14 protein-coding genes are annotated in these 12,323 nt (G+C 69.6%); 8 read left to right on the forward strand and 6 right to left on the reverse strand.

Annotation, left to right across the window (positions count from 1 at the left end; translation table 11 throughout):
• Positions 1–489: 489 nt before the first annotated feature.
• Positions 490–711, reverse strand: a complete 222-nt coding sequence (locus tag ABZ714_RS26725) for a hypothetical protein (RefSeq protein ID WP_358827887.1) — start codon at positions 709–711, stop codon at positions 490–492.
• A 71-nt stretch (positions 712–782) separates the two neighbouring features.
• Complete coding sequence (locus tag ABZ714_RS26730) at positions 783–1,022, reverse strand: hypothetical protein (RefSeq protein ID WP_358827888.1); 240 nt, start codon at positions 1,020–1,022, stop codon at positions 783–785.
• A 157-nt stretch (positions 1,023–1,179) separates the two neighbouring features.
• Between ABZ714_RS26730 and ABZ714_RS26735 the strand changes: the two genes are divergently transcribed.
• From ABZ714_RS26735 to ABZ714_RS26755, 5 genes are all read left to right on the forward strand, one after another.
• Positions 1,180–3,441 (forward strand): helix-turn-helix transcriptional regulator, encoded by a 2,262-nt coding sequence (locus tag ABZ714_RS26735; RefSeq protein ID WP_358827889.1) that lies wholly within the window; start codon positions 1,180–1,182, stop codon positions 3,439–3,441.
• A gap of 11 nt (positions 3,442–3,452) precedes the next feature.
• Entirely contained in the window at positions 3,453–4,013 is a 561-nt protein-coding gene (locus ABZ714_RS26740) for an XRE family transcriptional regulator (protein ID WP_358827890.1), read from the forward strand.
• 213 nt (positions 4,014–4,226) lie between these two features.
• Positions 4,227–5,306 carry a hypothetical protein gene (locus tag ABZ714_RS26745; protein ID WP_358827891.1) on the forward strand — a complete coding sequence of 360 codons (1,080 nt, stop codon included), beginning with the start codon at positions 4,227–4,229 and terminating at the stop codon, positions 5,304–5,306.
• A gap of 946 nt (positions 5,307–6,252) precedes the next feature.
• A complete protein-coding gene (locus tag ABZ714_RS26750) occupies positions 6,253–6,915 on the forward strand; it encodes a hypothetical protein (RefSeq protein WP_358827892.1) in 663 nt (220 codons plus the stop codon).
• Positions 6,912–7,184, forward strand: a complete 273-nt coding sequence (locus ABZ714_RS26755; protein WP_358827893.1) for a hypothetical protein — start codon at positions 6,912–6,914, stop codon at positions 7,182–7,184. Before ABZ714_RS26750 ends, ABZ714_RS26755 begins: the two co-directional genes overlap by 4 nt.
• 450 nt (positions 7,185–7,634) lie before the next feature.
• Here ABZ714_RS26755 and ABZ714_RS26760 read toward each other — a convergent pair whose 3' ends face one another.
• Complete coding sequence (locus ABZ714_RS26760) at positions 7,635–8,516, reverse strand: DUF6602 domain-containing protein (RefSeq protein ID WP_358827894.1); 882 nt, start codon at positions 8,514–8,516, stop codon at positions 7,635–7,637.
• A 201-nt stretch (positions 8,517–8,717) separates the two neighbouring features.
• Between ABZ714_RS26760 and ABZ714_RS26765 the strand changes: the two genes are divergently transcribed.
• The 3 genes from ABZ714_RS26765 to ABZ714_RS26775 all read left to right on the forward strand — a co-directional run bounded on the left by ABZ714_RS26765 (position 8,718) and on the right by ABZ714_RS26775 (position 9,514).
• Positions 8,718–8,885: a hypothetical protein gene (locus ABZ714_RS26765; RefSeq protein WP_358827895.1), complete on the forward strand. Its 168-nt coding sequence runs from the start codon at positions 8,718–8,720 to the stop codon at positions 8,883–8,885.
• 108 nt (positions 8,886–8,993) lie between these two features.
• Positions 8,994–9,248: a hypothetical protein gene (locus ABZ714_RS26770; protein ID WP_358827896.1), complete on the forward strand. Its 255-nt coding sequence runs from the start codon at positions 8,994–8,996 to the stop codon at positions 9,246–9,248.
• Positions 9,248–9,514, forward strand: a complete 267-nt coding sequence (locus ABZ714_RS26775; RefSeq protein ID WP_358827897.1) for a hypothetical protein — start codon at positions 9,248–9,250, stop codon at positions 9,512–9,514. The genes ABZ714_RS26770 and ABZ714_RS26775 overlap by 1 nt, the downstream gene beginning before the upstream one ends.
• 200 nt (positions 9,515–9,714) lie before the next feature.
• Here ABZ714_RS26775 and ABZ714_RS26780 read toward each other — a convergent pair whose 3' ends face one another.
• The 3 genes from ABZ714_RS26780 to ABZ714_RS26790 form a co-directional block, all read right to left on the reverse strand.
• Positions 9,715–10,098, reverse strand: a complete 384-nt coding sequence (locus ABZ714_RS26780) for a hypothetical protein (RefSeq protein ID WP_358827898.1) — start codon at positions 10,096–10,098, stop codon at positions 9,715–9,717.
• 478 nt (positions 10,099–10,576) lie between these two features.
• Entirely contained in the window at positions 10,577–10,948 is a 372-nt protein-coding gene (locus tag ABZ714_RS26785; RefSeq protein WP_344486590.1) for a hypothetical protein, read from the reverse strand.
• Positions 10,945–11,394 carry a transcriptional regulator gene (locus ABZ714_RS26790; RefSeq protein WP_358827899.1) on the reverse strand — a complete coding sequence of 150 codons (450 nt, stop codon included), beginning with the start codon at positions 11,392–11,394 and terminating at the stop codon, positions 10,945–10,947. The genes ABZ714_RS26785 and ABZ714_RS26790 overlap by 4 nt, the downstream gene beginning before the upstream one ends.
• Between the last annotated feature and the right edge of the window lie 929 nt (positions 11,395–12,323).

Below are 12,323 nucleotides of genomic sequence, written 5' to 3' on the forward strand. Positions count from 1 at the left end.
CAGGAGCCGGTCAATAGCCGTCGCCCGGAATCGCCGGTTAGATCCCGATACCTGCATCTAGCGGCGCCGCCCCGCGCCCGCGGGGATGCCAGGGTTTCAAAAAGCGGCCCTCATGTGAGGGCCGTTTTTTGACATCGGGCGGCCGGGCTCGCTCCGGGCCGTCGGCTGCTGAGGGCGTGACGTGGTGGGCGGGCGGGTCGTTGGGCGGGGTGTACGCAGGCCGCCCCCCGTGGCCTGCGCGCGGTCCCGGGAGGGGCGGTGCGGCGTGGGCGTCTCGCCGTCCTTCCCGGGACCCCGGCTGTCAGTGCGGGGCTCGTCGGCGGGGCCGGGGGCTACGCGGTCTTCTCCGGCTTGCGCCTGGTGGTCTTCTTCCCGGTGGCCGACAGGAGCGACGCCGCGGTGCACGAGGCCATACGCGGACCACTGGCCACAAAACCCGCTCGCGGCCGGGAGGGAAGAGCGCCCCGCCGGCGCACGGCCGGGCGGTGGTCAGTCCTCCGCCGGGTTCGTGTAGACGTGGGCGGGCGCGCCGCGCCATTCGATCATCGAGGAGTCCGCGTCGACGAGGCTCTCGGCGTCCTCCAGGCCCGCCCGTTCGAGGAAGACGGCCAGGTCCCGGTCGCTGAAGGCGAGTCCGAGGATCGACCCGCCCGCTGTCACCCGCCGGCCCCCGGTGGGGCTGGGCGGGTGGACGGTGATCGGGGCGGTCACGATCCCAGCCTGCGTTCCGGCTGGAGGTTCCGCCACCGGGCTCCGTACGGCGCCGGTCCGGCTGTCCGGGCTCACCCCTGGGCCAGGGTGCGGGCCAGTTCCTTGAGCGCGACCCGGGCTGCCGGGGTTCCGGCTGAGCTGTCCCAGTAGGGATGCCCGGCGATCCGGGCGGACAGGGTCAGGAGCCGACGGCGGTACGCCGCCGCGCCCGACGTGCTGGTCGCCGTCGTATCGGCGAGGTGCCGGTAGGTGCGGTACCAATCGGTCTGGGCCTTCAGAAGGTCGGTGGGGAAGGTGTGCTGTCGCGCCATGGCCGAATTAGATCGCATGTTCGAATTTCGACGCAAAGACACCCCTTCCCCGCGAGGCGACGACGTATCGCAATGAACGTTATTCGTATGGCATCCGTACGCAGTTCGTACGCGATATGTGCGGTTCATGGGGTATGCTGTTGGTCGGAGGTGTTTCATGTCCGAGTTGTTCGACGCCGTCGACGCCCTGCTCTCGTCTCGCGCCGTTCTCCCGCCACCGGCGGAGCGGAAGCGGCTGCGCGCCGCGCACGGCCTGACGATCGACGAGGTGGCGGGTGCGCTGAAGGTGCGCCGGGCCACGGTGTCCGGCTGGGAGTCGGGGAAGACGGAGCCCCGCCCGCCGGAGCGCGACGCCTACGCGAGGCTCCTCGACGGGCTCGCCAAGCTCTACCCCGCCCCGGTGGCGGAGCCCCCTGTCCCTGACCCCGCGGTGGTCCCGGCTGCGTTCACCGGCGTGCCCGCCTCGGCGGCCCTGGCGGAAGACTGTTCTCTGTCCACGGGCCCGGCCCCCGAGGCTGCGGTCATGACTGCAACCGAGAACCCCCAGCCCCCCGCCCCGTCTCCCGTCGCTGCTCCGGCTGCCGCGTCCCGCCCGGCGCGTACCACCAGGCCGTCGTCGACGTCGCGCCGTCCGGGCGCGCGGAAAGCAGCCCCCGCCGCTACCCCGGCCGCCGATGCTGATCCGCGGTTCGAGAACGGCCCGCTTGCCGTGGTCGACGCCGACGCCAACGGGAAGGTGGTGGCGTACGGCACCGGCGGTCTGGTCCTGGAGGTGCCCGCCAAGTCCCTGCCCTCCCTGGTGGACTGGGCGCTGAAGGAGGCGCGGCTCGGGCAGCCGAAGCTGTCCGGGCCGGGGAAGGATGCCGACCCGCTGCTGGTTCTCACGCCGTCCGCGCTGGAGCGCTACGGCCTCCCCGTCGCTCTGTCGGAGGAGGAGCGGGTCGCGGGGCGGATTCCGGAGGGCCACAAGGTTGTCAAGCAGCTGGTCCGGGCGGAGTGGAAGCTGACGAAGCGCGGGTTCGGGCCGTGGGCGCGGATCTACCGGCCCGCGACCGGCTCGGAGCGGTCCTGTGTCCAGTTGTGCATCCCGTCGTGGAACGCGCTCGACTCCCGGCACTGGGGAGCGGCCGGGCAGCTTCCGGCGCCGGAGCTCGCCCGCGTCCTGGGGGTGTACGCGTCGCGGGTGATGACGCCGCGCGGGTCGACCGCCGTGACGGGGCTGGAGCTGATGACCGCGCTCCACCCGCCGACCCGGGCCTCCGCGCCCGACGAGAACGGCAAGCGCGCCTCGGAACACAACCCCGGCAGCCTGGGGAAGGACCCCATCGACCCGATGAACTGGCCGCCGTGCGAGGTCCCCGACGGGCACCCCGCCCTTGCCGATCTGCCCCGCTTCCATGTCCGGGGCCCGGGGGAGAAGTTGTTTGAGGAGGCGTACGACTGGGCGCGGCCGATGACCGACGACGAGTGCCTGCGCCGTCATCTGGTCGGCATCGACGTCAACCTCGCCTTCGGTGCCGGAGCCAACGGCCTGGTCGTCGGCCTCGGAGCCCCGACGCACGTCAAGGCGCCGGTGTTCGACCCGAAGCTCCCGGGAAGCTGGCTCGTGGACCTTTCCCACGTCGACCTGTCGAAGGTGAAGGTGGGCAAGGAGTGGGTTGCGCTCGACGGCGGCCTGCTGCCGTCGCCGTTCACGCCGAAGGGCGACCGCCCGGCCGGCCCGGCCTGGTACGCGACCCCGACCGTCGCCTACGCCGTCGAGCTGGGCTACGAGGTCCGGCCGGTCGAGGCGTGGGTGCGGTACGAGTCCGGCCGCTACCTGGACGGCTGGTATCAGCGGCTGCGCGACGCGTACCTCGCCACGATGGCGGATCTCGGCGTCCACGCCGATACGGACCCGGCCGATTTCCTCGCGGCAATGGACGGCTGCCGCGGCCGGGATCCGGAGCTGGCGATCGTCGTCTCGGCGGTCAAGGCGACGGTGAAGGGCGGCCTGGGCAAGCTCCGCGAGCGCCCCCGCGGGGAGAGCTGGCGGCCCGGCCAGCCGTGGCGCGCGTTGTCCCGGCCGACGTGGCGGCCGGACATCCGCGCGGCCGTCATCTCCCGCACCCGCATCAACCTGCACCGCAAGATCATCAAGCACGCGGCGTTCACCGGGCAGTACCCGGTGGCGGTCCTGTCCGACTGTGTCGTCTACGCCGCCGACGGCAAGAGCCCGCTGGACTTCCTGCCCTACCGGGAGGGCAAGCCGCTCCCGGGTGGTTTCAAGCTCGGCGTCAATCCCGGCCTCGTGAAGTGGGAAGGCACCCAGAGCGTGCTGTGGGGCGAGGAGGTCCGGGAGAAGTTCGACGCCCCGAAGCTGAACTTGGCCCGGTACATCAAGGACGGCACCGTCACCGACGCCGACAACGGCGAATAGGGGAGTAGTCGATGAGCAGCAGGTTCGGGGGCGGTCTCGACAGCGCGGTGGAGAAGGCGTTCACCCGCGCCGCGCCCAAGGCCGCAGGGACCCGGATGCGGTACCTCGTCAAGCAGCTCAAGGGCACGAAAGCGGTCGCCGACCTGCTCGGGATCTCTCAGCGGACGGTTGAGCGGTATGTGAAGGAGCAGATCAAGAAGCCCCGTCCGGACCTTGCCGCTCGGCTGGAGCGGGAGGTGAAGGCCCGGTGGCAGCCGCAGATCAAGGCGCGGGCCCGGCAGAAGGCGGCCACCACCAGCGGCCTCGTCGTCGACATCCACGCCCGCATGGGCTACACCGCCCCCATCGGCTCCACCGACGAAACCCGGATCCGCCATATCACCGTCGCCCTCCCGCCCCGGCACGCCGCCCGCATCCTCGACGCCCAGGACCAGGGCGCCGGTGAGGACCGGCTGCGCGAGCTCACCGCCGACGCCCTCCGGGAGGTCTACTTCCAGGACAGCGGCCGCCGCGCCGGGTCCCTGGAAGAAGTGCAGATCACCGACGTAGTCGACTTGGACTTCGACCTCTGACCTGGCCAGATGTAGCGCGGCCCCGAACCGGGCGGATAGTTCCGCAAGGTCCGGGGCCTCGTTCGTGTACCTGTGCCTGATCTACTGCTTCGGGTCCGCGAGTTCGCGGTGCGCTGAGGCGTAACGCATTGCGCGAGCGCCCCCGTACTGTGTTGCCTTGGGCGGTGTAGAACGTGGTGCGGCCGCGCCCGTGGACACGGAAAGACGGACTCCTTGAACGATCTGACGGTGGAGCTCTCCCATGAGCAGACGTCCCTTCTGACGACCATGGCACATCAGTACCTCACGGAGGGGGTGTGGCCGGTCTGGGGTTTCGTCGTCGACACCATGGACCGCCTCGATCTCGACGCCGCTGAGCTGATCCGCTCGCTGCCCCGCGTCGGCTCGACAGGGCACATGGGGCCCTCCTATGGCCTTACCTCCCACATCGGTCACCACCTCGCCGACGACGATCGGCCCGCCCTCACCATTGCGGCTTGCCTGCACCTGCCCGAACTCCAGCCGTACGTCGGCGAACCGTTCCTGCGGGTCCTCCACGTACTGATCGCGATACAGCGCAGCGCCCCGCTGTCGACTCGAGAGGCCACCAGGCCGCGGTTCACCATCGCGGAAATCGAGGAGGAGCTTCCGGGCCTGCCCTGGGGGTTCCCTGCGAGGCTGCCGGACATCCTGCTCCTCGAGCCGGCCACGCGGGGCGGCTCCGGCGGAGGCGCCCCAGACGACGGAACGTGGTGGCGGGAAATTCGTCGCGAGATACGGCAGTACCGGGAGGCCAAGACCATCGAGGAGTATGTGCACACCACCGCGCGCCTCATCACGGCCCAGGCCGGAGAACTCCCCGCTCCCACTCCCGTACTGGCCCCCGCCACGGAGCCTCCGCCCGGGCCGTACGTCGACGAAGCGCTGATCGCCGACCTGGAGGCCGCAGACACCGTCTTCCAGCTGGACAAGCTCCTGGCCCTGGTCCGCGAGCTCAACGCCAACCACGCCGACCAGCACCCGTACGCCTGCCAGATGCTGCTGCGCGCCATCCTCGACCACGTCCCACCGGCCTTCGGACAGAAGACGTTCCAGAACGTGGTCGCCAACGTGGCCTGGGGACAGACCGACAAGGTGTACGTCAGGAAGCTCGCGGAGTACCGGTTCCCGGCCGACGACGTCCTCCACCGGCAGATCAGTTCCCGGCCGAGCCGGATCGACATGCACGACCTTCCGCCCCGCGGCTACGTCAACGGGCTGCTCCAGGCCGTACTCACCCGCCTTCCCGCCCTCCAACAGTCCCGGGGGCTGTGAAGGCCACCGACGGCTGAACGGTCCCGGTACCACTGGCCCGGGAACCGCGAGCGGGACACCCGGCCTACGCCATCACCGCACCGGGTGTCCCGCCGCTCAAGCCCGGCGGGACGTCCGGACACGGCGGACTGCCGGGCGGGGCCGCTCAGACTGATGATCGGGGACGCGGACGGGAGGCTACCGCCTTCGGAGCCCATGGGCCACGCAAGGCCGATACCCGTCCCGCGCCGAAATCCACGATCGCTCAGATCAAATTCCTCCTCACGCGCGCCGGACCCGGCCGAGGATCTGGCGGAGCGCCTGGGCATTTCGCGCCGGACGGTGGGGCGCTACGGTGCCGGGCATCTGACGCCCCTGCAGGAGCGGCTGCTGGCCGCCCTGATGGAGAAGCCCGAATCTGAGTAGTAACCCCAGGTCAGAGCACGGGCGCGTGACGGTGCTCCGCGTCCACCGTCATGTCGCCAACCGTGGTTGTGAACGCCGGATACGTCGGCGCGGGCAGGTCGGACGACGGCCGTTAGTTCTTCGTCAGCACGGCCATCTCGCCCGCCTACGCCCGGCAGATCCTGGAGCTCCGGGCGGCCGGTGCGACGGAGGAGGACCTGCATCCGGTCGTCTCCGAGGCCTATTTCACGGAATGGGGCAGTCGCGCCAAGGGTCTTCGCGCGGATTTCACACACGTAGTGTCCATAGAATTCCGGTTCTGACCCGGCCGAATTCCAGGGCTGCTATAAAACCTATTTAGCGGGTCGCCGACAACGCTCTGGCGGCGGCCCGCTCCCTGATTCCCGACCACGACTGCGAGGCCGAAGATGACCAGCCCTTGGCCGACCCGGCGCACCGCGCGTCGACCGCTTTCCCCACTCGGTGCCGCGCCCCGGCGGCCGTTCGATCAGGCGAAGATCGGGCGGAGCTGGGTGCGCCGCCGGGCAGCCGGGCAGCCGGGATGACGGCCGCCGAGGCCGCCGCCGCGCTGGAGGACGCCGAGCTGATGCGGCACATCAACCGCGACCGCGAGGACCTGGCCGACGACGGCCGCGGCCCGGCCGAGGTCACCGAGTGGCAGCGGATCGTGCGGCTGCTCACCTCGACCGGCGGTATCTACGACCCGGCGGCCGACGCCGTCGCCCAGGACGAGCTCGCCGCTGACCGGCGAGCCGAAGAAGCCGAGCAGCAGCGCCTCCAGGAGCAGCAGCGGCTCGAAGACCGCGCCGACACCCTCGCGGCGCTCGCCGGGGACGGCCGCCTCGACCGGACCGTGGAGAGCCGACCGGGCGACGAAGCGGCCCACGACGTCCTGGCCCGGCGCCGCGACTACCGCGCCACCGCGGTCGGCGACTGGTTGGCCCGCGCCCTCGCGGCTGGGTCGGGCCACTACGCCGACCCGGCCGCGCGCACGGCCGCCGACGACTCGCTGCCCATGGAAGTGCGCGCCCACGCCGCCCTGCTCGCCGCGCTGTCGGCCACCGGGGGCCCGGCCACCGACACCGACGGGCTGGAGTTCGCCGGGCTCCTCGCGACCGCGGACCCGGACGCCGCCGCCAGCCTTGCCCGCTGGCTCACCCAGGTCCCGCCCGCTGGTCCCGCCGACGAGGGAGGTACGGCATGACCGGCGAGACGGTGGCGGCGACGTGGACGCAGCACTCCGACACCGGGCACCGGTACGAGGAGCTGCACACCGACGGCACGGTCCACGCCTGGACGGAGCCCCCGTTCGGCGAGACGGTCAACCCCGGCGACGACGACCCGGACCACAACACGGTCGGCCACTGCCCCGGACAGTGGCCGACCGCGTTCTGCCTGGAGTGCGCCGGCTGCGCCGCGTGCGCCCAGTGCCCCTGCACGTGTCCGCGTCTACTGGGAGATAACCGCGCGTGACCTCCCAGGCTCCCAGTTTCGCACCGGCGAGCTGGGAGCCTGGGAGCCCGAATGCCCGATTAAAGCGATATGCCTGGGAGGTTGGGTCGCGTTTCCCCAGGGCACCGCGCATCGGGAAGGAACCTGGGAGCCTGGGAGGTACAGGCGAGGACACCTCACTAGTTCTCACGGAGTGTGACTGTCACGCCCCCGTGTCACGCTGGCCGTGGTCCGGGTGTCACGCCGGGTGTCACGGTGGCGGTTCGGCCCGGGATCACGGGCGTCAACCCGCTCCGCAGCCCTCCGGCCGGGAGCGTGACACCCATTCTGGCCGGGGCCGCTGCGGGTTCTTGCCCAACTGTCCCGTCTCACTGAATCTTGACCGATCTCACCGAACTCTGACCGGTCCCCTTGGGAGTGTCCGGTGCAAGAGCTTCCTGGCCGTCGTCTTGCGGGCAGACTGGTCTCTCGTCAAGGTGATCCGAAACGCTGACAGTCCAGGCACGGGTGATTGCAGGTGTTTCGCGGCGCCGTGACTCCGGCCGGGTAGACGGGCTCGCCCACTCGCAGGCCGTGAGGGATGCCGACGGCCCCTCCGAGGCGGAACTCCGTTCCGGGCACCCACCAGAGGCGGGCAAGATGGTTGAGATGCGTGGACAGTGCAACGAGCGGATGATGTGCCCGCGTCGCTTGGAAGCACATGAGCACCTCGGTTCCCGTGGTGGGCCAGGGAACGCAGTTTCCCGACTGCGGGTCGCACCACATGAAGTGGCCCAGGTCAGCGATGGTGACGAACTTTGGCCACTCCTCTGGCACACGGTCCCGGCACCAAGCCTCAATCCAGCGGGTCACCGTCTTCACCCGCTTCGACTTAGAGCTGTAGGCGAACACCCCACCAGAGGTCGGGATATGGTCGACCTGTCCGGTGCTGGTGGGGAACCGAAGGTGATGTACGTCGGCCTGACGTCGACGGGGGGCGGTCTGGACGTCTGCGATGGACTGCATGGCGGTGTCCAGGACTCCGCCGTCCAGCACGCTCTTCACCTCAACTGCGGTGTGGACAGCCGACGGGTCGATATACACCCGCCCGTCGTCCTTGAGTGTCCGGTGGGGTTTGACGCAAGGGTCTGCCAGAACTACGTCCTGCTGTCTGAACCAGGTGCCTGTGTCGGAGTCCTCCACGCCAGCGCGCTTGTAGATCACCGCTCGTCGCTGAATGTACTTGCCGACTACCTGCCGTACCGCGTATTCACGTTCGTTGCCTTGATCGGTGGGGTGCCTCAGTGCCGACGTGTCTTTGAAGGCTTTGTCCAGAAGCATGGCGTCGCGTACGAAACCATCCAGGATATCCATTTTCACACTCATGCCTCTCCCGCCATGATCCCGGCTCAAATGGGAGCGTAACGCTGGGCACCGACACTCGTTGGCCAGCCCGCTGCAACGAGGTCCGAGCGACAGGGGTACCAGTCAAAGTTCGGTGAGATCGGTCAAGGTTCAGTGAGACGGGACACCAACTCGCTGCGTGAGCAACCGGGGTACCGGGACAATCGGCATGTGGACGACGACGACCGATACCCGCTGGCCACCATCGTGGACAGGATCCGCGAGTACCTCGACCAAGCCGGGCTCCTCGACCCCGAGGAACTCCCCGCCTTCGAGGCAGACGTCACCGAACTGACCCGCAAGATCATCGGCGACGTTGAGTCCTCGTACGGCATGTGACGGGCGGCCGATCCGCTCTCCCAGCTGGGTGCTGCGGAGTGGTCCCCAGGGACAGCCCCCGCCCGATACCGTGGTGTCACACGCCCGTTCGCGCCCTGGAGGCCCTCGATGAGCGAACAGCCGCCCCCCGGACCCGACGCCGCTCCGGCCCCTCGTACGGTCCGGCAGCAGCTGGAGCCCGACGCCGCCGACGGGCTGCGCGCGTACGCGGCCCGGACCCGCGAGAGCGCCGACCGGCTCGCCGCCGTCCTGGAGGACATCGCCGCCAACGGGCTGCCCTCGGTGGAGGACTGCACGCCGTGGGAGGAGCTCCGCGACCAGCATCTCGCCCGGCTCGCCGCCCAGCGCCCGGCAGTGGCCTGATGTCCCACGGCCCGCGCCGGGCCCGGATCGCGTTCTCCGAGTCCGCCGCCAAGCAGCTCGACGCCATCACCAGCGAAACCGAGCTCCACGCCCTGGACCGCGCCCTGGTCGTCATCTCCGTCGACCCCGAGGTCGGCGAACTCCTGCCCGGCGACAGCAGCGGCCCGCGGCTGCGCCAGTACGTCGACGACGTCGAGCGCGTCCGGCTGGTGTACTGGGTGACCGCGTTGAAGACCGTGGTCGTCGTCGCCTTCATCGAGGTGTAGCAGCAGCCCCGCTGCTGCTCGCGCTGTTCCTGGTGCTGCTCGTGCTCCTGGTCGTGCTGCTTGGTGGCAACCGGAGGCTGCGCAGTATTCGCACGGTCCAGTCGGCGCACGGGTGCTGCTCGTGTAGCAAGGCTGCCCTTGCTACACGGTGAAGCAGTTCGGGAAGGCGATACCCGGGTGCTCCGGCCGGCCGGGGGTGCTCAGTCGGAGCAGGCCCGCAGCGCGCAGTCGAAGTAGGTGTCGACGTCCGCGGCGGGGTCGCGGCGGGTCACCTCGTACAGGGCCTTCGTCGCCTCGAAGGCGGCCACGACGGGGAGCGTGCTCTCCTTGTGGGCTTCTGCCTCCACGTCCAGGTGCATGGGGAAGCCGAACTGGTGGGTGCGGTCCCGGTCTGCTGCTGCCACCTTCTGGTGGGCTCGGCGGGCTGCTTCGAACCACCAGGTGGCCGCGTCCGGGCCGAGCGCGTTGACGACGATCGTGAAGAACGGGGTCACCTGCTCCGCGCTCTGCGGCCAGGTGTCGGTGGGCAGGCCGAAGCGCTTGCCCAGCTCCTGCGTGAGGTGGAGGCCGAAGTCGTGGGTCACGCCCTATCCGTACCTCGTCGTCCCGGGCCCGGGCTGGCGGCGCGCGGCAGCTCGGTTCGGGAACCGCTCGTTTGGGCCTCTTGACCTGCGGTTTCCCGCCTGGGGGAACGATGTACGCGCTTTTCCCGGTGAGCGGCACTGGCCACGGGGTTTGTTCTTGTTCTCTAGAACAGATCGGTACCACCAGCGATACCGTCGTGCCGCCGTTCAGGGCGTTGACCTGGGCAGATGTCATTTCTGCGAGAGGGTTTCCCCTGGAGGGGAACGGTGTATCGCGGTGGCCCCGGTTTCGTCCGAAGTCGCAGGTCAGCGGGCGGGAGAAGGGTCTTGCTCTACTACCAGAGGTGGCCTTGACCTGCGGTTTCCCGCCTGGGGGAACGATGTATCGCCCTAGGCTGCTGCCCACATGGAGACGGCGCTTGCAGCGTGGGCTGCAAGCGCCGTGTCGCCCGGGCGGCCGGTCGGCCGCCCGGCCGGGTCAGGAGGCGTGGAGATGCCGGACGGTTGCGAGGGGTCCGTCGGCGTCGTCCTCCTGGTGCAGCAGTACCCCGGTCACCTTGATGCCGAGGCGGTAGAACTTCACGCCGACGGCGGTGTAGGCGAGCTGGAGCCAGCCGTTCTCGGCGAGCCGGCCGATGCTGCGGGAGGCGCTGGTCGTGCTCAGGCCGACGAGCCGGCCGATGTCCGTGGCGGTGCTGCGTACGGGCTCGCCCATCGGCACCGCGGTGGCGAAGAACATCAGGACCTTCAGGTCGGCGCCCTGCTTCAGCTGGGACCGGAGGAGGAGGTCGTTGAGCTCCGCGGCCTCCATGAACCGCGGCGTGAGCGGCTCGGCGATCTGCGAGGTCATGACGCCTCCTTTTTCTCCGGCGGGCAGGTGGTCGACGGGTGGCGTGCGTGCTGGGTGGCGTGCCGCTGCTGCCCCGAGGAGCCGTCGTAGGCGGCCCGTGGGTTGAGCTTGTAGAACTTCACCCGGCCCACCTTCTCCGCCTCCAGCAGGAAGCCCCCACGGTGAAGGTTACCCACCGACTTGCTCACCGCATTCGGGCGCAGCTCCAGGTCGACGCCGATCTCCCGGAAGCTCATCCGCAGCGGCTCGTCCCCCGGCGGCGAGTTGAACAGGTAGAAGCCGTAGACCAGCTTGTCGTTCTTCGTGTACCCGCTGTCCTTCGCGTACAGGGCGGCGCCCAGCTTCTTGCTGGCGTTGACGTGCCGTCCGCCGCCGCTCCACGCGAAGGCTTTGTCGTCCTTGTCGAGCAGCTCCAGTTGGAGGTACTCGCCGCTGGCAGTGTTCACTGCTGGCCTTGCCCGGCCCATACCGCTCCTCACCTCGGGCTTTCCCCTGGAGGGGAACGATGTACGCGCTCTGACCGTAGTGGGCGTTTCCCCTGGAGGGGAACCCGCCACGCCGAACTCTCCGGATCCGGGCACATGATCATTTCCCCTCCAGGGGAACGGTGCGTCCGGATCTGACATTCAAATAGCCTGCAGCGATACATCACATAGTGGCTGACCTGCGATGATGCTTGATCGCTCTATACGCATCCATCCCGCCGCCGACCAACTCCGGGCCAGAGCCCTGTGGCTGAGGCGGCTTCGCGTCCGGGTCCTCCGCACAGTGCGGGCAGTGGTCGGCACGACCGACAAGCGCCAAAAGGAGGAACAGGCCCCGTGACGGGTTCCGCCGCCCGGCCCTGGGGGCCGATCGACTCCGGCACCTCCGCCCGCCGGAATTGAGACCTACTCATATCTGAGGTTCCGTTCTGTGGCTCAGGTCCACAGCCTCCTAAGTCGTAATTACTCGCGCCCCTTGTGTCGATAGACCTCCGGGCTGACCATTCATCAAATAGCGTGCCCCGTCCCGATGGTTGGGGGGTGTCCTGTGTTTTCGCCAATGGTACATGCTGCATCATTCTGATGCACCCGCTATACTGGAACTCGCCCCAACGAGCGACCTACCCCTCTCTCACTGCCAGCCCCGGGCCCGCTCTGCGGGCCCAACGGTTCTGGAGGCGCAGCCGGAGGGACCGTCAGGCGGGGGAGCGCAGCGGACCCGCCCGGAGCCCCACGCGCTCCCAACTCCCCAACCACACGCCCGACTAGCCCGAACGGATCACCCCACCCGCCTGGCCCGCGCACGCGTGGGTGGGTGGGGAGTATCCGCGGGGCTGGATCGCCGCGGCGATCTGGGCTGCTCTGGGGGTGGGGTGTGCGGTGGTAGCGGG

It is taken from the genome of Streptomyces sp. NPDC006798, from assembly GCF_040635975.1.
Classification (GTDB): Bacteria; Actinomycetota; Actinomycetes; order Streptomycetales; family Streptomycetaceae; genus Streptomyces.

Bases quoted from the DNA above. Each gene is read 5' to 3' on its own strand.
- ABZ714_RS26750 (WP_358827892.1), top strand. From the start codon at position 6,253: ATGACGGCCGCCGAGGCCGCCGCCGCGCTGGAGGACGCCGAGCTGATG.
- ABZ714_RS26760 (WP_358827894.1), bottom strand. From the start codon at position 8,516: ATGGATATCCTGGATGGTTTCGTACGCGACGCCATGCTTCTGGACAAA.
- ABZ714_RS26740 (WP_358827890.1), top strand. From the start codon at position 3,453: ATGAGCAGCAGGTTCGGGGGCGGTCTCGACAGCGCGGTGGAGAAGGCG.
- ABZ714_RS26785 (WP_344486590.1), bottom strand. From the start codon at position 10,948: ATGACCTCGCAGATCGCCGAGCCGCTCACGCCGCGGTTCATGGAGGCC.
- ABZ714_RS26735 (WP_358827889.1), top strand. From the start codon at position 1,180: ATGTCCGAGTTGTTCGACGCCGTCGACGCCCTGCTCTCGTCTCGCGCC.
- ABZ714_RS26770 (WP_358827896.1), top strand. From the start codon at position 8,994: ATGAGCGAACAGCCGCCCCCCGGACCCGACGCCGCTCCGGCCCCTCGT.
- ABZ714_RS26755 (WP_358827893.1), top strand. From the start codon at position 6,912: ATGACCGGCGAGACGGTGGCGGCGACGTGGACGCAGCACTCCGACACC.
- ABZ714_RS26775 (WP_358827897.1), top strand. From the start codon at position 9,248: ATGTCCCACGGCCCGCGCCGGGCCCGGATCGCGTTCTCCGAGTCCGCC.
- ABZ714_RS26730 (WP_358827888.1), bottom strand. From the start codon at position 1,022: ATGGCGCGACAGCACACCTTCCCCACCGACCTTCTGAAGGCCCAGACC.